Source organism: Clostridia bacterium (genome assembly GCA_012840125.1).
Classification (GTDB): domain Bacteria; phylum Bacillota; class DULZ01; order DULZ01; family DULZ01; genus DULZ01.
This window is the reverse complement of sequence record DULZ01000085.1, coordinates 1-18,942: the sequence shown is the minus strand read 5'-3', so window position 1 is coordinate 18,942 and position 18,942 is coordinate 1. Positions and strand designations below refer to the sequence as shown.

The window sequence follows — 18,942 nt, the reverse complement described above, 5'->3', positions numbered from 1 at the left end:
GTATTGAGCCATTCAAATTCCTCCTCTTAGAATTTTGGTTTTCCCGCTTCTATTCTAACTGAGGAATTTGTTAATGGCTCCTATATTTTTTAGGAGACCAATTTTACACCATTATACGGACTTAACTTGGCATGTATTATAACGGCATGAAAAATGTACCCTTGGGTTTTATCTACGAAGGCACCACTTACGTGCCCCTCCGGTTTGTGGCGGAGAACTTGGGGTTGGAAGTGGGGTATGACGGCAAGAAGAATACCATCTGGGTGGGCAGTCAGCCCAGTGATAAGGAGACGGGGAATTTGCCGGCGGGGGACATGAAAACTGGAGTTTCCCAAAACGACAAGGCCGTAGAAGCGTACCTGGGGATGACCAGGGGGCAGTTGGTGCAGGTATTAGGAGAGCCAGCCAGGGTGGACCCGGGGCCTTACGGGTTTGACTGGTGGATTTACAACCAGGATTATGCCCATTACCTGCAGGTGGGAGTGCAGGGCGACAGGGTAGTGGCTTTCTACACCAATTCCCGCCAGTGGAGCATTGACGGCATCAAGCTGGGCACCGAGCGCGATACCGTGGTTAGGAAGCTGCAATTGACCGGTAAAGTCCAAGCCAGTTACGATGATATTAGCTACACGTTTTCCCTTCCTGCTCAAACTTTCAAGCAAAGGGCCCTGCGCATCGACGGGCAAGTGGTGACGGAGTTTTTCTTTGATACCCATGACGGGGAAAAGCTAACGGCGGTACAGGTGACGGACCTGACCACCTTCCTGCAGTCGGATTTCAATTACAGTGTGAACATTTCTTACCCGAGCAACAAGAAGCTCCCGGATAAGCCCAAGCTTACGCCAGACCAGCAGGAGGCGATGGAGAGGGCTTACGAACGGCAGGTTTTTGATTTGGCCAACAGTGCCCGGGTACAGCGGGGATTGCCGGCTTTAGAGTGGAACGAAGAAGCGGCCGCCGTGGCGCGGGCCCACAGCCGGGATATGCTGCATACCAATTTCTTTTCCCATCATTCCCCGAACACGGGCAGCATGGGTGACCGGTTGCAGAAGGCGGGCATCAATTACCAGGCCGCCGGGGAAAACATCGCCTTCGGTCAATCGGACGCCATCAATGCCCATGAAGGGTGGATGAATAGTTCCGGCCACCGGCAGAACATTTTGAACCCAGATTTCAAGACTCTCGGTGTGGGGGTGGCAGGGAAATACTACACCCAAAATTTTGTTACATAAAAAAAGTCGAGGCCGACTACCGGTGCCCGGTAGTCGGCCTTTAACCGGTCAATCCTTCCGGCCCCGGTACGCCTCCGGGTTTAAACAGTTGGGAGGGAGTTCTCCCCGCTGGGCCGCCAGGATGTTTTCCACCGCCATCAGGGCCATTTTGGTCCGCGTCTCCTGGGTGGCGCTGCCAATGTGAGGCGTGAGGACCACGTTAGGTAAATCCGCCAGTCCTTCGGCCAGTTTGGGTTCCTCTTCATAGACGTCCAGGCCGGCGCCCCAGATTTTGCCATCCTGCAGGGCCCTGACCAGGGCTTTCTCGTCCACCACGGGACCCCTGGCGGTGTTAATGAGGACCGCCGTCGGTTTCATCAGAGCCAGTTCTTCTTCTCCAATGTAGTGATACGTCTCCGGGGTTAGAGGCATATGCAGGGAGATGAAGTCGGCTTCCTGCAGTAGAGTTTTTTTGTCAACCCATACGGCACCGGCGGCCTCTTCAAAATCAAGGTACCGGCTGCGGCCCGTGTAAATAATCTTCATACCGAAAGCTAAAGCGCGCTTGGCCATCGCCCGGCCGATGCGGCCGGCGCCGATGATGCCAAGGGTCTTGCCGCTGATCTCTAAGCCCAGGAAATCATTGGGCCTCCACAGTTGGAAATTGCCCGCCCGGATCCAGCGATCGGATTCCACCACCCGGCGGGCTGCGGCCAGGAGAAGGGCAAAGGCCAGATCCGCGGTGGCATCGGTTAAGACGCCGGGGGTGTTGCTGAGCAACACCCCGCGTTTGGTGGCGGCTTCAATATCAAAATTGTTGTAGCCGACGGCATTATTGGCAAATATCTTTACATCTTTAGCCAGTTCCAAAACCTCATTGTTGATGACGTCGGTAGGAAAGGACAGTACCGCGTCTCGACACGGCACCGCGGCCAGGAGCTCTTCCCGCGTAAGCAGGCGGTTCTGGGGGTTTACTTCCACGTCGCAGTGACGGGTCAACAGCTCCAAGGCCGGATCCGGTATCCGGTACGTCACATAAACGTTCCAGCGCTTATTCATCTATTACCACCTTTGCAAGAGTATTAAGATTTAGCCGGCTGCTCCCGGGCCCACGGCCGGCTGCTGCCCCTTGATCCTGTTCACCGTCAGCATGAACCAGCAGAAGGCTAGGGCCGCAGCGACAATGCCTACCGGGTAGGAAATGGTGGTGGGCAGTTGGAACCCTTCCGGCGCCTGCAGGATGTAAGTGATGCTGACGGCCGTCATAAAGGTAGCCGGCACGGTAGCGATCCAGTGCAGCTTATTGCTCAAGGCCAGGTACATGGCCGCCGCCCAGAGAGCCAGCATGGCCAGGGTTTGGTTGGACCAGGCGAAGTAGCGCCACACCACGTTATAGTCCACCCGGCTGATGATGAAACCGACCACAAAGAGGGGCACGGCAATGGCCAACCGCTGGGCGATGGGTTTTTGGTCAAACTTGAAAGCATCGGCGATGGTGAGCCGGGCACTGCGGAAAGCCGTATCACCGGAGGTAATCGGGCAAACGATAACCCCCAGCATGGCCAGCACGCCGCCCACGGGACCTAACAGGGTGGTGGTGACGGTGTAAACCACGCCGCCCGGGCCGCCCTCGGCGATGGCCTGCTGCAGTCCGCCCATGCTGCCGGGCTCATAGAAGAAGGCCATGGCGGCGGCAGCCCAGATTAGAGCGATGGCTCCTTCGGCGATCATGGCGCCGTAGAAAATCTTCCGCCCGTTGGCTTTACTGCTGAGGCACCGGGCCATCAAAGGACTCTGGGTAGCGTGGAAACCACTGATGGCGCCGCAAGCGATGGTGATAAAGAGGAGCGGCCAGATGGGCAGCCCGCCCGGGTGCAGGTTTTGTATGGTGAGTTCAGGGATACGATAGCCCTTTACAATTAGTCCGCCGGCGACGGTCACCGCCATGAACAATAGAAGAAATCCGAACAAGGGGTAGATTCTGCCGATGACTTTGTCAATGGGTAAGAGAGTAGCCAGGAAATAATAAGCGAGAATGACGGCCACCCAGACACCTACGGTCAAGGTCTCCGGTGTCAAGCTGGCCAACAGGGCTGCCGGACCCACCATGAAGACAACGCCTACTAAAATCAGCAGGACCACGGTGAAAACACGCATCAACTGTCTAAAGCCGTTGCCCAGGTATTGGCCCACGATTTCCGAGATGCTGGCCCCGTCGTGCCTGACGGATAGCATGCCGGCGCAATAGTCATGGACGGCACCGGCAAAGATGGAACCGAACACGATCCAGAGGAAAGCCGCCGGTCCCCACAGGGCTCCTGAGATGGCGCCGTAAATCGGTCCCAAGCCGGCGATATTCAGGAACTGGATAAGGAAACTCTTCTGCCAGCCCATGGGGACGAAGTCCACCCCGTCGTTGAGGCGGTAGGCGGGCAGTTCCTTCCCGTCATCCCCGAAAACCCTTTCCACAAAGGCGCCGTAAAACACATAACCTAAAACAAGTGCAACTAAAGCGGCAAAGAAAGTAACCATCAACCAGACCTCCTTTGCTTTTTTCTTAAAATTTAACAGAAATCAGCGCCGGAGGCAGTAGTTTGTGCAGAAACTGCAAAAACAAGGGGATAAACTGCAGTATTGCTTGTTTGTTCGCCAGTGCCGCGAAATATTACAGATTAAGAAACTCTTTCAGCAAGGCAATCTTGTTTCTCCCTACCGGGAGAGGGGTGCTCTCATACCCGTCCATGACCACCTGGTAAGTGTTTTGAAACCAGGGAATGACTTCCTTCACTTTATCCAGGTTGATGATAAAACTGCGGTGGACGCGGAAAAAGGGATAGCCCTGCAGCTTGACTTCCCAATCGCTCAGGCTGCCGGGGACATGGAACTCGCCGGCTTCACTGTGGACGACGCAGTTTCGCTCCTGGGTTTCCACGAAGACGATCTTGTCTTTGGGCAAGAGCAGGATCTTGCCGTCCCGGTTAATGGGGATTTTGGAAGATTCCTTGTGCTGTTTTCTCTCCAAGAGATCCAGGATTTTGGCCAGTTGCTTTTCATCCGGTTCACTCATCTGCCGCAGCCGGTTGATGGTGGCGCTGAGCCTTTGGGCGGAAAAGGGCTTCAATAGATAGTCCAGGGCTTGCAGTTCAAAGGCCTTGATGGCATAGGCGTCGTAAGCCGTGGCGAAGACAATATGGGGGTTGTACACGGAGAGAACTTGTTCCGCCAGCTCCAGCCCGTTCATGTCGTGGAGCTCGATGTCCAAGAACACGATGTCCGGCCGTTTTTGGATTATCTCATCGAGGGCGTCTTCGCCGGAGCCGGCCTCACCGATCACCGTGATGTCCTCCACCTGTTTCAACAGGTACACCAGTTCATCCCGGGAGGGCTTCTCGTCATCGACCACAAAGGCTTTATACAACCTTGCTCACCTCCGTAAAGTTTTTCGGAATGCGCAGTACCACCTCCGTTCCCTGCCCGAAATTGCTGTTGATTTGCAACCCGCATTCCGGGCCGAAGACGTTTTTCAGCCGGTTGTTCACGTTGGCAATACCGATACAACCGGTCACGCCGTTTTCCGAAAGGAGCTTTTTGATGCGGTTCGGTTCGATGCCGACGCCGTTGTCGATGACTTTGATCAAATAGCCGTGTTTATCCTTCGTGCCGCAGACGGTGACGGTGCCCCCGTGCTTTTTCGGCAAGAGCCCGTGCTTAATGGCGTTTTCCACCAGGGGCTGCAGGGTGAAAGGAGGCAGGTAGCATGAGAAGGAGGGGTCGATATCGAAGATCACCTTCAATTTGTCCCCAAAACGGGCTTCTTCCAAAGCCACGTAGGAGCGGACGTGCTGCAGTTCCCGGTGGAGAGGCACCAGGTCTTCCGCCTGCTGCAGGTTGTTGCGGAAGAAATCCCCTAAACTGACCAAAAGGTGCCGGGCTTTTTCCGGATCGGAACGAACGAGAGAAGTGATGGTATTCAGGGCATTAAACAGAAAGTGGGGATTGATTTGGGCTTGTAGTGCTTTCAGTTCAGCTTTATTCAATAAACTCGCCTGGTATTCGATCCGGGCCAGCTCCAGCTGGGTGGAAAACAGCTGGGCCAAGCCCAGGGTAAGTTCGACGTCTACCGTTGTGATTTTTTGCTCTTCCGCGCGGTAGAGTTTCAGGGCCCCGATGATGCGGTCTTTTTCTTTTAACGGCACCGTCACGGCGGAGCCCAGGGGGCAGCCGGGAAAGGGGCAGCCGATTTCCGCCCGGCTGTTGGCCACGAAATGCTGGTCCCCTCTTAGTACTTTAGTGGTGAGTCTGGTCATGATGGGCTGGTTGGGGCGGTGGTGGTCATGGCCGATGCCCACGTGGGCTAAAGTGCGTTCCGTGTCGGTGATGGCCACCGCATCCACCGGGACGGAGTTCATGATGATCTTCGCCGCTTGTAAAGCTGTTTCCGGCGTTAAGCCCTTACGAAAATAGGGCAGGGTCTGGTTGGCGATTTTCAGGGCGATTTGCGCCGCATGAGCGCCGATGCGGTCCTTTTCCTGGTAAATGCTCTGGATAATGGCCACCATTAAGGCTACCCCTAAAGCGTTGACCGTCACCATGGGCAGCCAGATGACTTTCACCAGTTCCAGGGCCGCGGAAAAAGGTTTGGCGACCAAAAGAATAATGCCCATTTGCATCATTTCCGCGATGAGGCCGATATAGAAGGCGTCGTACCATTTGGGCTGCCGCCCTTTATACAACATATAGAAAATGCCGCCTAAGATGCCTTCGGTGAAGGTGGAAAGCCCGCAGGCCAGGGCGGTAAAGCCGCCGATGTCAATCAAAAACCGGTGCCCGCCTGCCAGAAGCCCCGCGCCGAACCCTACCCAGGGGCCGGCCAGAAGAGCCCCGGCCAGCACCCCCACCACCCGGGAGTTGGCGATGGCCCCTTGCACGGGAATGCCGAAATAAGTGCCCAGGATGCCGATGATGCCAAAAGCCACGGATAACAAAATGGTTTCCTGCCAGTTGATTTTGCTTTTCAGCATCACCCTTTTCATCTGCGGCAGGCGGCTCAGGAGATAAGCACAGAGAATGATAAATCCCATTTTATTTAAAAGCTCGGCAAAGATGGGCCCCATCATTTCACTTCCCTTCCTTCAGAACTGTGTTTTGGTTTTCTTGATGGATTGCCTCATTTCCTGCCTGGGTTGACACTAATTCCTGCAGCCGATACTAGTCTTCTTGCCAAAATCTCTAACCTGTGACCGGGACTGTGCCTCATGATAACGCCGGCGACGGTGCCGTATCTTCATTGTTAACTGTATTGTGGTTCATCTTGTTTTGTAACGTGGGGGCTGGACGTGTAGAGACAGTACGTCATGGAGCAGTAGTTGAAGAGAGTAGATGGATTGGCCTGCTAACCGGTCGTATTTTCTGACGGAGATATTAAGTGTTTTCTCATGACAGCCGATATTTATTTTAACAGGAAGCAGTTTCCCCTGCATCAAAAAGGAGGGCTTTCGATATGAGTAACCTGCGGGTGGGCGGTTTAGCCACGGGTATGGATTTGGAAAGCATTGTGAAAGACCTGATGAAAGTGGAGCAGCTGAAACTAGATAAATTGGAGCAGCAAAAGACCAGAATCCAGTGGCTGCAGGAGGCATACAACAGTATTAACAAAACCTTCGCCAATTTTATTTTGGAAACCCAAAAAGCCCTGGGCCTGGCCCGGGCCGGTTCCAGCGGGCTCATCAAGCAGTCCGTGAGCAGTTTGACCTGGGTGAAATCGGCCACGTCGAGTAATGAGGCGGTTCTTAAGGCCCAAGCGAAAACTAATGCTGTAAGCGGCAATTATACTTTCGAGGTACAGCAATTGGCTACTAGCTGGTCGGCGGCCAGTAAGGAAGTAACTGATGATGTAGACTTAACCAAATTAGGCGACGAGGTAATACTCCAGGTTACCGTTGATGGCACGGAGACTACAATTTCTTTGAAGCCGACGGATAGTGAAGATATGGTTACGGTTACTATCGGCGGTAACAGTATACAAGTGGAGCCTAAACTATCAGCTATTGCTGAAGCGATCACCAAGGCAAATGTAGGCATCACGGCTCAGTTCATAGTGAGCGACGCCGGGACGGGAAAAGGTTATTTTGTTATGCAAGCTACCAAAACGGGCAGTGCAGTGAATGTTGCCAGAAGCGGCGGGGATAGTTTCTTTCAGGATATCGGATGGCAGGAGACCCCTGGTCAGGATGCCAAGATCGTGATGAAAGTGGGAAACAATGAACTTGAGTTTAGTTTCTCCTCAAACCAGTTTTCCTTGAACAATATTGACTTTACAATTAAAGATACCGGTACTGTGACCGTTACGGTGGATACCGATGTGGAAGGCGTTTACCAGAAAATCGTTGATTTCGTAAACCAGTATAATGAACTGGTTGATAAGATTAACAGCTTGCTCACCGAAAAAGTCTACCGGGATTACCAGCCCTTGACCAAAGAACAAAAAGAGGCCATGTCCGAAAAGGAAATCGAGCTGTGGGAGGAAAAGGCCAAAAGCGGCTTGCTTAACCGGGATATTTACCTAAGCCGGATTGCCCAGCAGCTTCGTTCCGGCCTGTACGAGTCCGTTAACGGCAAACATCTTACCAGTATCGGCATTACGACGGAACGATACGTGGCCGGCTCCATGGGAGGCAAGCTGGTCATTGATGAATACAAACTGAAAGAAGCCATCAAGAATGATGTGGGTTCTGTGCTGGACTTATTGTTTGCCCAGCCCGGCTCCGAAACGGAAGACAGCAAGCAGCGGAGCGAAACGGGTGTGGTCAACCGGATTTACAGTGACCTCATCGAAGGTATGAAGCAGATCATCAACAAAGCCGGTCACGGTAACGATGCCGCTTTATACCGGAGTGTTGACAGCAGGATGCTGCTGGACTTTGTTTCAAAGTATGGAAGTATCAGTATGCTCCAAAAGGACATGAGCAAGCTCAATGACCGCATATACGTTTTCCAGCAGCAGATGCTGCGCAAGGAAAACCAGTACTGGGCGCAATTTACCGCTTTGGAGAAAGCCATTAACCGGATGAACGCCCAAGCGGCTTGGCTGGCGATGCAGTTCGGTGGCCAAGGATAATCACCGGAAACTAATCCATCAGTCCTTGACTTAGGAGGGAGAGAAATGCAAGTTATACCCGGCGGTAATATCGGCAAGAATGAAGTGGTCAGTGTTGTCGTGAATAAACCCAAGCGGGGTAGTGACACATTGCCATCTGACCCTAAGACAGGGGAAGGTGCGGGATACCAGAACCAGTTAGCAGCCCAGGAAGAAAAGGGAGTTATCAGTGAAGCGGAAGTCATCAAGGCCATCGAGCGTGCCAATAAGTCCTTGGAAGGTGTTTACACTCAATTTGAATTCTCCATTCATGAACAAACCAGGGAAATCATGGTCAAAGTCATCGACCGGGAAACGGGGGAACTGATCCGGGAAATCCCCCCGGAGAAGATACTGGACTTGATTGCTAAAATGTGGGAGCTGGCCGGCATCCTGGTGGATGAACGGGTGTGAACTTTAGGGATGGGAGACGGTAGGTTACATGGATGATCTTAAACCGGGCATTTCCGAGAAAGAAGAATTGCAGCAAATCAAAACGGAATTGCTGAAAGAACTGCACAGCCAGGTGAAAGAAGAAAAGGTGGCCATCCTGGAAAAAAACATGAAACGGCTGGAGACCTTGACCCAAAGAACGGCGGACCTGATGGCCAAAATTGATGCGGTGGACGCCCGCTTGCGGGAATTGGTGGGGCCGGTGTTTGAGCAAGACAGCAGCCGGGTGCCCTTGACGGAAGAGCAAAAGTGGCTCATTACCGAGATGAAACAGCTGCACAAGGAGATGATCGGCGAGCTCATCAAACAGCGCACGGCGGTAGTGGAGCAGATGAAGGAATTGCGGGAAGTAGATCACCTGATCAATATCTATAAGAAAGAGCTGGCGGTGGAAGGTATCTTCGTGGACCGGAAAAAATAGCTAATGCGGGGTGGGAGGGATGTTGCAGAAAATCCCGGGCATTGAACCGGCTCATTTGCAGCAGGTGAAGGATCAGACCGCAAAGCAGGTGGTGCGGGACACCCAAAGCATTAAAGTTGCGGACAAGGAAGAAAGGAAAAAGAGGCGCGAATGGTTTAAACCGCGTACCACAGGCACCAGGGAGGAACTGGCGGAGCTTATTGAAGCAGCGAATGGGGAAATGGACAAGGCGGGTTATCCCATCCGGTTTGCTCTGGTCTTGATCGGTGAAAGGGAGATGGTGGAGATCCGGGACCTGGAGGAGAATAAAGTCCTCCGGTTTGTCGGTTTCGCCGAAGCCTGGCACATGTTAAGCAAGACGTTGAAAGATAAGGGTTTTCTTTTGGATGAACAAATCTAGTGCACTCGCAAGGGAAGGGGAGGAGAAACTTGTATCAAGCCCAAGCCTATCAAGCATACCAGCAGAATCAAGTGATGACGGCACCGCCGGAAAAACTGGTGGCGATGCTCTATGAAGGAGCGGTACGCTTCCTGACCCAAGCCGCCCAGGCCTGCGAGGCGAGGAACATTCCGGAAGCCCATCAGAACCTGATCAAAGCTCAAAATATCATTGCCGAGCTGATGTCTAATGTGAATCGCGACGTAGGAGAAGTCGGGGAGAATCTGTTTCTTCTCTACGATTTCATGTATCGCCGCCTGGTGGAAGCCAACGTGAAAAAGGACGTCAAAATCATCCTAGAAGTAAAAGAACTGGTGGAATCGCTAAGGGACACCTGGCAGGAGGCCGTGCGCCTGGCTAAAGGAAGTGCCCAAGCAGCAGCTTCCAAATAAACAAGATTTCACCGGTGCGCCGGGCAATTCTTGCAAATCGCGTGTACAATTAATAAATATAAGGCTGTCCCACAAAATAGAGGACCGGTATATGCCAGGTCCTTTTTTCATGGCCATGAGAGTCCCGTCCGGGGAAGCGCCGGTGCCGGCACCAAAGGTGTTGGGACCCGTCCTGAAGTGAAATAGGACTTTTTTCCACAAAAAAGTGATAACAAGTTAAAGGAGTTTTCCATGAGATTGTTGAATCTTACCAAAACCCTACTCGCATTGTGTCTTGGTGCAATTGCCAATTATGTGACAAAGAACCCGAGGAGGCTTGCGTCGACATGTCAGGGTTGTTTTCCGATACCGCACTGCTGGCGCTGGAAAAGGCTTTGGATACCTACAGCTTGAGACAGCAAGTTATTTCCCACAATATTGCCAATGTTAATACGCCCGGTTACAAGCGTTCCTACGTTTCTTTTGAGGACGAGCTTAAGCAAGCCTTGGGGAAAAGCGGCCGCATCAGCCTCCGGCGGGCCGATGCCCGGCATTTGGGGCAGCCCGGTCGTTTGGAGGAAGTGGGACCTCAGGTGAAAAGGGATTTGTCCACCACCATGCGAGCTGACGGCAATAACGTGGATATAGATGTGGAGAATGCGGAGCTGGCCATGAATGCTATCTTGTACAATGCGGCGGCCACCAGGCTTAACCAAAAACTGGCCGCTATCCGCTATGTGATTAACGGAGGGAGGTAACCGGCATGGGTATATTCAGCTCCATGCAGATTAGCGCTTCCGGTTTGACTGCGGAGAGACTGCGGCTGGAAACCATCGCCAACAACCTGGCCAACATCAATACCACCAGGACTGCTGCCGGCGGTCCTTATCGCCGGCAAACCCCGGTGTTCGCCGAGAAACTGGAGAAAGCCATCGGCTCTCCCGCCAAGTTTCGTGGGGCCGGGGTGCAGGTGGTGGAAATAGTCCATGACCCCGGCGAACCCAGGCTCGTCTACGATCCTGCCCACCCGGATGCCCGGGGGGACGGTTATGTGGCCTACCCGAACATCAACGTGGTGAACGAAATGGTGGATATGATCACCGCCACCAGGGCCTACGAGGCTAACATTACCGCCATTAACGCGGCAAAAACCATGGCCCTGAAAGCTTTGGAAATAGGCAGAGGGTAGAGGAGGGTTCTAGATGAACATTTCACTGTTGACACCTCAACCCTTGGAACTGCAGCACAGCTTGCCTGCTGCCGGGGCCAAGGAGAACAAGGACAGCCCGTCTTTCAGTGAAATCCTGCAAGGGCAGTTGGAGAAGGTAAACCAATTGCAAAAAGAGGCTGATCAATTGACCCAGGACCTGCTCACCGGATCTGTGGAGCATCTCCACCAGGTGACCATTGCCGCCGAGCAGGCCAGCCTGGCCCTACAGTTGACAGTGCAAATCCGGAACAAACTGATTGAGGCTTACCAGGAGATTTCCCGGATGCAGATCTGATAAAAGAAAGGCATGCTGATGGGGTGACGATGTGAAAGACATAGCAAAACAACTGCTGGAGAAATGGAACGCTCTTCCCAATTCCAGAAAGTCCATCATACTCGTCATGTCTCTGGCAGTGCTTCTGGCTGGATTTTTCTTTTGGCGAGAAATGACGAAAGAGGAGTATGCCCCTCTTTTCACTAATTTAGACCCCAAAACGGCCGGCGCTGTGGTGGAAGTGCTGGAACAAAACCGGATTCCTTATCAACTGGCCGCGGAAGGCACTTCCATCCTGGTGCCCAAGGACCGGGTGTATGAGATCAGGATCCAGTTGGCCGGTCAGGGGTTGTTGACCAATACGGGTTTGGGTTTTGAGCTGTTCGATAATACCAAGCTCGGTGTTACCGAGTTTGAGCGGCGTATAGATTATCAAAGAGCCCTGGAAGAGGAATTAAGGCGTACCATCGTTCAATTAGACGAAATTGAACAGGCCAGGGTGCACCTGGTGCTGCCGGAAAAAAGCGTTTTCATCAGGGAAGAAAAGCCTGCCTCCGCCGCCGTCACCGTCGCGTTGAAGCCCTTGGCCCAGCTCACCAAGGAACAGGTGCGGGGTATTATTTACCTGGTTTCTTCCAGCGTGGAAAACCTACCGCCGGAAAATGTCAAGCTCATTAACAGTAAAGGCGTCGTCTTAAGTGACGGCGTCTTGGATGCTGATTCCGGCCATCTCGCCGGCCTGAACCTGGTCCAGTACGAAATCAAGCGGGCTTTGGAAAAGGATTTGGAACAGCGGGTGCAGAACATGCTGGAGCGGGTCATGGGCCTGGACAACGTGGTGGCCATGGTTACCGCGGAGCTTGATTTTGATCAAGTCGAGGAAACCAATATTATTTACGGCAAAGACGAGGAAGGGCAGGCCACTTTAAGTGAGCAGGTGACGGAGGAGCAGAGCGAGACCACTTCCGGAAACCCTGGGCTAACCGGCATCGAGGGTAATGTGGGGATTCCTTATTACCCGGCCGGCGGTCAGAATACGGATACATATACCCGTACCGAGACCATTACCAATTACATGGTGGACCAAACGGAACGGAGAATCGTGCAGGCTCCCGGCCGCGTCACCCGCTTATCCACGGCGGTGATTATCAACGGGATGCTCAATGCGGAAGAAACGGAACGCATCCGGGCTCTGGTGGAGGCGGCCGTCGGTTTTGACCCCCTCAGAGGGGATCAGATTACCGTGGAAAGCATGTTCTTTGACACGGGCACCGAATTGGCACCTACCCCGCCGGAAGTGGAGGAACCGGTACCGGAGCCGAGGCCCTGGTGGCATTGGGCGATTTTAGGTGGGGGAGCTTTGCTGGTTGCTGCCGTAGTGCTGCTGGTGATCAGGCGGAGAAGGAGACAGCGCGCGGCCCAAAAAGAACCGGTGGTAACACCGCCTGAACCCATGCAGATACCTAAGGTTGTGCCCGAGCTTACGGTGGAGGAAAAAGTACGCATTGAAAAACAGAAAAAGATTACGGATATTATCCGGGAAAAACCCGAGGAAGCGGTTATGTTATTGAGAGCATGGTTGTCGGAAGAATAGGGGTGTGACGGGTGGCAAAAGGAGAATTGACAGGTTTAGAAAAAGCCGCAGTACTGCTCATCAGTATTGGCCCGGAACTGTCTGCCAAATTGCTCCGCTATCTCCCTGAGACTGATATCGAGCGGATCACCTATCAAATTGCCAACATGCCTACCGTCACGGCGGAAATGAAGGCGCAGGTGACGGAGGAGTTTCTCCAGCTCCATGAAGCCCAGCAGTACCTGCTGCAGGGCGGCATTACTTACGCCAGGGAGATCCTGGAGAAGAGTGTGGGGCCGGCGAAAGCCAATGAAATCATCAGGAAACTGACTGAGAGTTCGAAGATACGTCCTTTTGCCATGGTGCGCAAGGCGGATCCCAGGCAGATGGTGAATTTTATCTACAACGAACACCCGCAGACCATTGCCTTAATCCTGGCTTATCTCGAACCGGACCAAGCGTCTATTGTGTTAAGCGCTTTGCCGGAAGACATGCAGGCGGACATTGCCCGCCGCATTGCCTTGATGGAGCGGACGTCGCCGGAAATAGTCAAGCAAGTGGAGGCGGTTTTGGAAAGCAAGCTGTCCTCCCTGGTCAGCCAGGACTTCACTAACGTAGGCGGGATTAAGACGCTGGTAGAAATTTTAAACAGGGTAGACCGTGCTACGGAAAAGGTCATCTTAGAAACGATGGAAAAAGACGACCAGGAGTTGGCGGAAGAAATCCGGAAACGCCTGTTTGTCTTTGAAGACATCATTAACTTGGACGATACTTCCATTCGCCGCATTTTGCGGGAAGTGGATACCAAAGATCTGGCATTGGCGCTTAAAGGCTCCAGTCAAGAAGTGGCTAATAGGATTTACAAGAATATGTCCCAGCGGGCCGGCGAAATGCTCCGCGAGGACATCGAGTTTCTGGGGCCCATTCGGCTTAGGGATGTGGAGGAAGCGCAGCAGCGCATTGTGCAGATTATCCGCCGCTTAGATGAGGCCGGTGAAATTGTCATTGCCAGAGGTGGAGAAGATGCTCTCATCATCTAAAGGAAAGGTTTTAAAAGACTATTCCGTCGGGGGAGCACCGGTGGAGATTCAAATCCGGCAGGATTTTATCCACCGGGAACCGGAAGAAAACCACTGGCAGGATGATCCCCAAGTGCTGGAGGCCCGCCGGGAAGCGGAGCGGATCATCCAGCAAGCAGTTCAGGAAGGGGAAGCGATTATCAATAAGGCCCGGCAGGAAAAAGAAGCTTTTGTGGAAGCCGCCCGTCAAGAAGGGCTTTCCCTGGGCTATCAAGAAGGCTATGAAAAGGGACTGAAGGAAGCCGGCATAATCAAAGAACAGGCCCAAAGCCTGCTGGCGGAAGCCAGGAAAGCCTACCGGGCCGTGATGGTGCAAGCAGAGCCCAATTTACTGGAATTATCTGTTTTAATTGCTGAGAAAATTATCAAGCGGCAAGTGGCGGTGGAGCCTGAGACCGTCAAGACTCTGGCCGCCGAACTGTTGAAAGAAGTCCATGCCGGCGAAACCTTTTTTCTTTACGTGCATCCCGGGGAGGTCAGACTGCTGGAAGAAGCGCGGCAAGAGCTGGAAGAAGCCGCCCCGTTAGGAGTGGCTTTACATATTGTGCCGGACAAATCCATTACACCGGGCGGGTGCCGCCTGGAGACGGAGACCGGCTACTACGATGCCACCATCGAAGGGCAGCTGTCAGAAGTGAAAAAACTGCTGCGAGACGGTGGAGCCCATGGTTAACCTGGCCAAATACAAGGCTCGCTTGGAAAACATCAATTCCATCCGGGTCTCCGGTAAAGTGCTGGAGGTTATTGGCTTAATTGTTGAAGTATCCGGCCTGAGCGCCTCCATTGGCGAGATCTGTCAAATTGTTGTCAGTCAAGATAAAGTGACCCCGGCAGAGGTAGTCGGCTTTCGACAAAACAGGACGCTCCTAATGCCTTTGGGCACTTTGGATGGGGTAGCCCCGGGTTGTGAGGTGCGGGCTACGGGGAGGACCCACCAGGTCAAGGTAGGTTCAGGTATCCTAGGCCGGGTGTTGGATGGCTTGGGCTACCCGCTGGGGGAACAAAAACTGGATTATCCCGGTCGCTGGATGCCCGTCACCAATTCCCCACCGAATCCCATGAAAAGAAAGAGGATTTCCGAGGTCCTGGTGACCGGGGTGAAAGCCATTGATGCCCTTCTTACCTGCGGGCAAGGCCAGCGCCTCGGCATCTTTGCCGGCAGCGGGGTGGGCAAGAGCACCCTGCTGGGCATGATCGCCCGCAGGTCCAACGCTGACGTGAACGTCATTGCCTTAATCGGGGAGCGGGGCCGGGAGGTGCTGGATTTCCTGGAAAAGGATTTAGGGAATGAGGGCCTGGCCCGGTCCGTGGTGGTGGCGGCAACGTCGGACCAGCCGGCTCTGGTAAGGATCAAAGGAGCTTTTGTGGCCACGGCCATTGCCGAGTATTTCCGGGACCAGGGCAAGAAAGTGATGTTGATGATGGATTCCGTCACCAGGTTTGCCATGGCTCAAAGGGAAGTAGGGCTGGCCATTGGCGAACCCCCGGCTACCAAAGGTTACACCCCTTCGGTGTTTGCTTTACTGCCCAAACTGCTGGAACGTTCCGGCAACAGCGAAAAAGGTTCCATTACCGCGTTGTACACCGTGCTGGTGGACGCCGATGACATGAATGAACCCATCGCTGACGCGGTGAGAGGTATTTTAGACGGGCATATCGTGTTGTCCAGGGATTTGGCGGCCCGGAACCATTACCCGGCTATCGATATCGGGCACAGCGTCAGCCGTCTGATGACGGAGATCACCGATAGTGAGCACCAGTCCCTGGCCCAACGGTTGAGGGAAGTCATGGCCACTTATCAAAAAATGGAAGACCTCATCAATATCGGGGCTTACCAGAAGGGCAGCAACCCCGAGGTAGATGAGGCCATCAAGCTGTATCCGAAGATCGTCAGTTTCTTGCGGCAGGATGTAGACGAACACTTTTCTTTTGCAGACACCCTGCGGCAGCTGCGGGAAATCTTCGCGTGATAGACGGAAGGTCGTAGCATCTATGGGGAAGGGGATGTGATTTGGCACGCTTTCATTTCCGCCTGGAGCCTGTCCTTAATTACCGTGCATCTTTAGAGGAAAGGGCGAAGGAAGAACTGGCCGGAAGCCTGGCCCGGTATCAACGGGAAAAGCAGGCCTTGGAGGAACTGGCAGAGGACCTGTCAGCCCATACCCAACCGGTGGAGTGCGGCAGACTGGATTTAACTCAGTTAACGATGCTGGAAAGCTACCAGCGGTACTTGGAATTACAACTGGAGCGGCAGTCGGCGCGGGTGCAGGCGGCGGAAGAAGCCGTATCCAAGTGCCGGCGGAAGCTGGAGCAGAAGATGCAGGAACGAAAAGCGGTGGAAATTTTGAAAGAGAAGCAATATAACGAGTTTGTCTACCGGGAGGAAAGGGAGGAACAAAAGTTCCTGGATGACATGGCCACCCTGAGATTTGTGCGGCAGACCATGGAGAAATAACCGGTCTCGATTTCTCCCGTGAAAGGAGGTGAGGAAAGTGGACAGAGGCGTGATAGAATTGCTGCCGGCTATGTTTGCCCCGCCCGCCCAATCGGTCCACCAGAGTGCGGCGGCAGGGGAAGAAGGAGCTTTTCAACTGCTGTTGGAGAGCCTGCTCCTCGAGACCCTGGCCGGACAAGTCTTCCAAGGAGGGAAAGGTCTACTGGCCGGGATAGATCTGGGGCCGGATACCGGCGAGACATCAGGGCAAGAAGAGCAAAAAGGGCAGGAACTGCTGGCGCTCCTCGAACTGCTGCAGGTACCGTTGATGGAACATTTCCGCGGTGTGCTGCCCGCAGAAGGAGGCTTTGGCCAGGGTGACTTTGCCGGCAACCAACCGTTTGTCCGGGAACTGCCGGCGCCCATGCCGGATTTGACCGGAAATGCCGGTACCCAAGGAGGCGCGGCAGCCTTACCGGAGGAACCAAGCCTTCCGGAGACGTTGCCCGGGACGGCGCCGCAGTTATCCGACCGGATTGTGGACAATGGGGTCGTTGCCGGCCAGTTCCAGGGAAGTCCGCCGGTGGAGGTTGGGCACCAACAGGGAACAGCTCGGGAGGGCCTGCCATTTATGCAAGCATTGAGCCGGGACGCGGTTTCTCAAGGGCAGCTTGGGGACTCGCCCGCCGGTCGGGAAACGGGCGTAACCGGTGAAGCAGTTCCTCAGGCCGGAAAGGCCGGGCCGGACCAGCCGTGGCTCCAGTTTACGGCGGACCAAATGATGGAAGATCAGGAACCCGTCCCTTCATCGAACCGGGTGGAGAGTTCCGTCCCCCACCGCAGCGGTATTACTCTGTTCGACCTGATGGATCAGATGGTCCAGTCCGGCAAGCTGAAACTTTTGGCTGCTAAGCAGGAAATGGAGCTGCAGCTTAAACCTGAGTACCTGGGCAAGCTGGCGATCCGTTTGACTTTGGAAAACGGCGCTATGACGGCCAAGTTTGTGGTGGAAAGCCATCAGGTGGGGCGGATGCTGGAACAAAACCTACCTCAGCTGCGGCAAACCCTGGCGGAGCAAGGTATCCGGTTTGACCAGGCCCAAGTGGAGGTCGGGGATCCGGGGAGTTTTGCCCAGGAGCGGCAACCCCAGTGGCAGCAAGGAAGGGCTTTTAGGGAATCCTTTGTTATCCGTGGAGTGGATTCCGGGGAACACCAGGTGAGAGAAGAAGACTACCCGGAACCTGTCAGGAGAGCAGGCATTGATTACCGGGCCTAAGGTGGTGAAACAGAGTGAGAATTAATCCTTATACAACTTACCAATCCGGTACCGGCAGCACCGGCGACACCAGGGAAGCTAAAACCGAGCTGGGAAAGGACGAATTTTTAAAAATCCTGGCGGCCCAGTTCCGGGGGCAAAACCCGCTGGACCCGGTGAAAGATACGGAGTTTATTGCCCAGATGGCCCAATTCAGCGCTCTTGAACAGCTCCAGAATATTTCGGCCAAGTTGGATGTTTTTGAGGAAGATATGGTCTGGAACCAGTACTTAGCCATGCTGGGCAAGGAGATTTACGCCTTGACCACCGACGATGAATTTGTGGAGGGCGTAGTAACCGGTATTACTTTCAAGAACGGTCGTTTTCTGTTCCAAATCAACGGAACTGATGATCACGATATCGCTGCTATCATTTCCGTAGGGGTGCCCGTGAATAGGGAGCCCGAACCGGTGCTGCCTCCGGAAGAAGCCGTGCCTGAGGTGCCGGCTGGAGAAACCGGTGATACAGAGGAACAGGCTGGATCTCCGGAGGGCACGGGTAATCAGGGAGAGACTTCTCCTGAAGCCGGCTTGGGGGAAGGTGATGGGAGTGAGTAACCGCATTGACCTGACCAGGCCGGTGGTACCGGAACTGCCCTTTCGACCGGAGCCGCGGAAACCGGAACCGAAAAGCAGTACCAGTTTCCAGCAAGTACTGCAAGAAAGCATCAGGGCCACCAGCACCATCCAGTTTTCCAAACATGCCATGGAACGGATCCGGAACCGTAATTTGGAACTGACGGCGGATAAACTGGCCCGGGTGGAGCAAGGGGTGCAGGAAGCGGCCAGGAAAGGCTGCCGGGAATCCCTGGTTTTACTGGACGACATGGCTTTCATCGTCAGCATCGAAAACAATACCGTGGTAACGGCCTTGGACAGCCGGTCCATGAAGAACAACGTCTTTACCAACATTGACAGTGCCGTCATTGTATAGGAGCCGGACCTCATAGAGGAAGCTCCGGATTGCGGACCGATTGAAGCAATCCAGCGGCGCTGGAAACAGTACGAATTCCGTAAAGGAGGTCATG

At 53.9% G+C, this 18,942-nt stretch carries 21 protein-coding genes; 17 read left to right on the top strand and 4 right to left on the bottom strand.

From position 1 onward, the window contains the following. The first annotated feature begins 131 nt into the window (after positions 1 to 131). The gene (locus GXX34_09895) at positions 132 to 1,232 is read left to right on the top strand and encodes a hypothetical protein (GenBank protein HHW07817.1); all 1,101 of its coding nucleotides are present in this window, start codon (positions 132 to 134) and stop codon (positions 1,230 to 1,232) included. A gap of 48 nt (positions 1,233 to 1,280) precedes the next feature. Here the strand turns inward: GXX34_09895 and GXX34_09890 are convergent, their stop codons facing one another. The 4 genes from GXX34_09890 to GXX34_09875 form a co-directional block, all read right to left on the bottom strand. Continuing rightward, positions 1,281 to 2,270 carry a D-glycerate dehydrogenase gene (locus tag GXX34_09890; GenBank protein HHW07816.1) on the bottom strand — a complete coding sequence of 330 codons (990 nt, stop codon included), beginning with the start codon at positions 2,268 to 2,270 and terminating at the stop codon, positions 1,281 to 1,283. A gap of 30 nt (positions 2,271 to 2,300) precedes the next feature. Beyond that, positions 2,301 to 3,743: a carbon starvation protein A gene (locus GXX34_09885; protein HHW07815.1), complete on the bottom strand. Its 1,443-nt coding sequence runs from the start codon at positions 3,741 to 3,743 to the stop codon at positions 2,301 to 2,303. A 133-nt stretch (positions 3,744 to 3,876) separates the two neighbouring features. Continuing rightward, complete coding sequence (locus tag GXX34_09880; protein ID HHW07814.1) at positions 3,877 to 4,629, bottom strand: response regulator transcription factor; 753 nt, start codon at positions 4,627 to 4,629, stop codon at positions 3,877 to 3,879. Beyond that, a complete protein-coding gene (locus GXX34_09875; protein ID HHW07813.1) occupies positions 4,622 to 6,328 on the bottom strand; it encodes a sensor histidine kinase in 1,707 nt (568 codons plus the stop codon). Before GXX34_09875 ends, GXX34_09880 begins: the two co-directional genes overlap by 8 nt. Positions 6,329 to 6,711: 383 nt before the next feature. Here GXX34_09875 and fliD point away from each other — a divergent pair, with 383 nt between their 5' ends. The 16 genes from fliD to GXX34_09795 all read left to right on the top strand — a co-directional run bounded on the left by fliD (position 6,712) and on the right by GXX34_09795 (position 18,848). Beyond that, the gene (gene fliD, locus GXX34_09870) at positions 6,712 to 8,328 is read left to right on the top strand and encodes a flagellar filament capping protein FliD (protein ID HHW07812.1); all 1,617 of its coding nucleotides are present in this window, start codon (positions 6,712 to 6,714) and stop codon (positions 8,326 to 8,328) included. Positions 8,329 to 8,373: 45 nt separating this feature from the next. Continuing rightward, complete coding sequence (locus GXX34_09865; GenBank protein ID HHW07811.1) at positions 8,374 to 8,760, top strand: flagellar protein FlaG; 387 nt, start codon at positions 8,374 to 8,376, stop codon at positions 8,758 to 8,760. 28 nt (positions 8,761 to 8,788) lie between these two features. Further along, positions 8,789 to 9,220 (top strand): hypothetical protein, encoded by a 432-nt coding sequence (locus GXX34_09860; protein HHW07810.1) that lies wholly within the window; start codon positions 8,789 to 8,791, stop codon positions 9,218 to 9,220. 19 nt (positions 9,221 to 9,239) lie between these two features. After that, positions 9,240 to 9,620, top strand: a complete 381-nt coding sequence (locus tag GXX34_09855; protein HHW07809.1) for a hypothetical protein — start codon at positions 9,240 to 9,242, stop codon at positions 9,618 to 9,620. A gap of 29 nt (positions 9,621 to 9,649) precedes the next feature. Next, positions 9,650 to 10,051 (top strand): flagellar export chaperone FliS, encoded by a 402-nt coding sequence (fliS, locus tag GXX34_09850; protein HHW07808.1) that lies wholly within the window; start codon positions 9,650 to 9,652, stop codon positions 10,049 to 10,051. Between the two features lie 326 nt (positions 10,052 to 10,377). Beyond that, on the top strand, positions 10,378 to 10,788 hold the full coding sequence (gene flgB / locus GXX34_09845; GenBank protein HHW07807.1) for a flagellar basal body rod protein FlgB: 411 nt from the start codon (positions 10,378 to 10,380) through the stop codon (positions 10,786 to 10,788). A 5-nt stretch (positions 10,789 to 10,793) separates the two neighbouring features. Further along, positions 10,794 to 11,219 carry a flagellar basal body rod protein FlgC gene (gene flgC / locus GXX34_09840; GenBank protein HHW07806.1) on the top strand — a complete coding sequence of 142 codons (426 nt, stop codon included), beginning with the start codon at positions 10,794 to 10,796 and terminating at the stop codon, positions 11,217 to 11,219. Between the two features lie 13 nt (positions 11,220 to 11,232). After that, complete coding sequence (fliE, locus tag GXX34_09835; GenBank protein ID HHW07805.1) at positions 11,233 to 11,535, top strand: flagellar hook-basal body complex protein FliE; 303 nt, start codon at positions 11,233 to 11,235, stop codon at positions 11,533 to 11,535. A 31-nt stretch (positions 11,536 to 11,566) separates the two neighbouring features. Then, positions 11,567 to 13,108, top strand: coding sequence for a flagellar M-ring protein FliF (gene fliF, locus GXX34_09830; GenBank protein HHW07804.1), 1,542 nt, complete (start codon positions 11,567 to 11,569; stop codon positions 13,106 to 13,108). Positions 13,109 to 13,119: 11 nt separating this feature from the next. Further along, complete coding sequence (gene fliG / locus GXX34_09825; protein HHW07803.1) at positions 13,120 to 14,127, top strand: flagellar motor switch protein FliG; 1,008 nt, start codon at positions 13,120 to 13,122, stop codon at positions 14,125 to 14,127. Then, positions 14,111 to 14,839, top strand: a complete 729-nt coding sequence (locus GXX34_09820; protein HHW07802.1) for a hypothetical protein — start codon at positions 14,111 to 14,113, stop codon at positions 14,837 to 14,839. Before fliG ends, GXX34_09820 begins: the two co-directional genes overlap by 17 nt. Further along, on the top strand, positions 14,832 to 16,136 hold the full coding sequence (fliI, locus tag GXX34_09815) for a flagellar protein export ATPase FliI (GenBank protein ID HHW07801.1): 1,305 nt from the start codon (positions 14,832 to 14,834) through the stop codon (positions 16,134 to 16,136). The genes GXX34_09820 and fliI overlap by 8 nt, the downstream gene beginning before the upstream one ends. Positions 16,137 to 16,177: 41 nt before the next feature. Beyond that, positions 16,178 to 16,621 carry a flagellar export protein FliJ gene (fliJ, locus tag GXX34_09810; GenBank protein HHW07800.1) on the top strand — a complete coding sequence of 148 codons (444 nt, stop codon included), beginning with the start codon at positions 16,178 to 16,180 and terminating at the stop codon, positions 16,619 to 16,621. A gap of 37 nt (positions 16,622 to 16,658) precedes the next feature. Beyond that, a complete protein-coding gene (locus GXX34_09805; GenBank protein HHW07799.1) occupies positions 16,659 to 17,876 on the top strand; it encodes a flagellar hook-length control protein FliK in 1,218 nt (405 codons plus the stop codon). Positions 17,877 to 17,890: 14 nt separating this feature from the next. Continuing rightward, the gene (locus tag GXX34_09800) at positions 17,891 to 18,472 is read left to right on the top strand and encodes a hypothetical protein (GenBank protein ID HHW07798.1); all 582 of its coding nucleotides are present in this window, start codon (positions 17,891 to 17,893) and stop codon (positions 18,470 to 18,472) included. Beyond that, entirely contained in the window at positions 18,459 to 18,848 is a 390-nt protein-coding gene (locus tag GXX34_09795; protein HHW07797.1) for a flagellar protein, read from the top strand. Before GXX34_09800 ends, GXX34_09795 begins: the two co-directional genes overlap by 14 nt. Positions 18,849 to 18,942 lie beyond the last annotated feature (94 nt).

What these genes read in the sequence shown, in the direction of transcription:
- GXX34_09895 (HHW07817.1), top strand. Translation starts at nt 132, where the DNA reads ATGTATTATAACGGCATGAAAAATGTACCCTTGGGTTTTATCTACGAA.
- GXX34_09890 (HHW07816.1), bottom strand. Translation starts at nt 2,270, where the DNA reads ATGAATAAGCGCTGGAACGTTTATGTGACGTACCGGATACCGGATCCG.
- GXX34_09885 (HHW07815.1), bottom strand. Translation starts at nt 3,743, where the DNA reads ATGGTTACTTTCTTTGCCGCTTTAGTTGCACTTGTTTTAGGTTATGTG.
- GXX34_09875 (HHW07813.1), bottom strand. Translation starts at nt 6,328, where the DNA reads ATGATGGGGCCCATCTTTGCCGAGCTTTTAAATAAAATGGGATTTATC.
- fliD (HHW07812.1), top strand. Translation starts at nt 6,712, where the DNA reads ATGAGTAACCTGCGGGTGGGCGGTTTAGCCACGGGTATGGATTTGGAA.
- GXX34_09865 (HHW07811.1), top strand. Translation starts at nt 8,374, where the DNA reads ATGCAAGTTATACCCGGCGGTAATATCGGCAAGAATGAAGTGGTCAGT.
- GXX34_09860 (HHW07810.1), top strand. Translation starts at nt 8,789, where the DNA reads ATGGATGATCTTAAACCGGGCATTTCCGAGAAAGAAGAATTGCAGCAA.
- GXX34_09855 (HHW07809.1), top strand. Translation starts at nt 9,240, where the DNA reads ATGTTGCAGAAAATCCCGGGCATTGAACCGGCTCATTTGCAGCAGGTG.
- flgB (HHW07807.1), top strand. Translation starts at nt 10,378, where the DNA reads ATGTCAGGGTTGTTTTCCGATACCGCACTGCTGGCGCTGGAAAAGGCT.
- flgC (HHW07806.1), top strand. Translation starts at nt 10,794, where the DNA reads ATGGGTATATTCAGCTCCATGCAGATTAGCGCTTCCGGTTTGACTGCG.
- fliE (HHW07805.1), top strand. Translation starts at nt 11,233, where the DNA reads ATGAACATTTCACTGTTGACACCTCAACCCTTGGAACTGCAGCACAGC.
- GXX34_09820 (HHW07802.1), top strand. Translation starts at nt 14,111, where the DNA reads ATGCTCTCATCATCTAAAGGAAAGGTTTTAAAAGACTATTCCGTCGGG.
- fliI (HHW07801.1), top strand. Translation starts at nt 14,832, where the DNA reads ATGGTTAACCTGGCCAAATACAAGGCTCGCTTGGAAAACATCAATTCC.
- GXX34_09795 (HHW07797.1), top strand. Translation starts at nt 18,459, where the DNA reads ATGGGAGTGAGTAACCGCATTGACCTGACCAGGCCGGTGGTACCGGAA.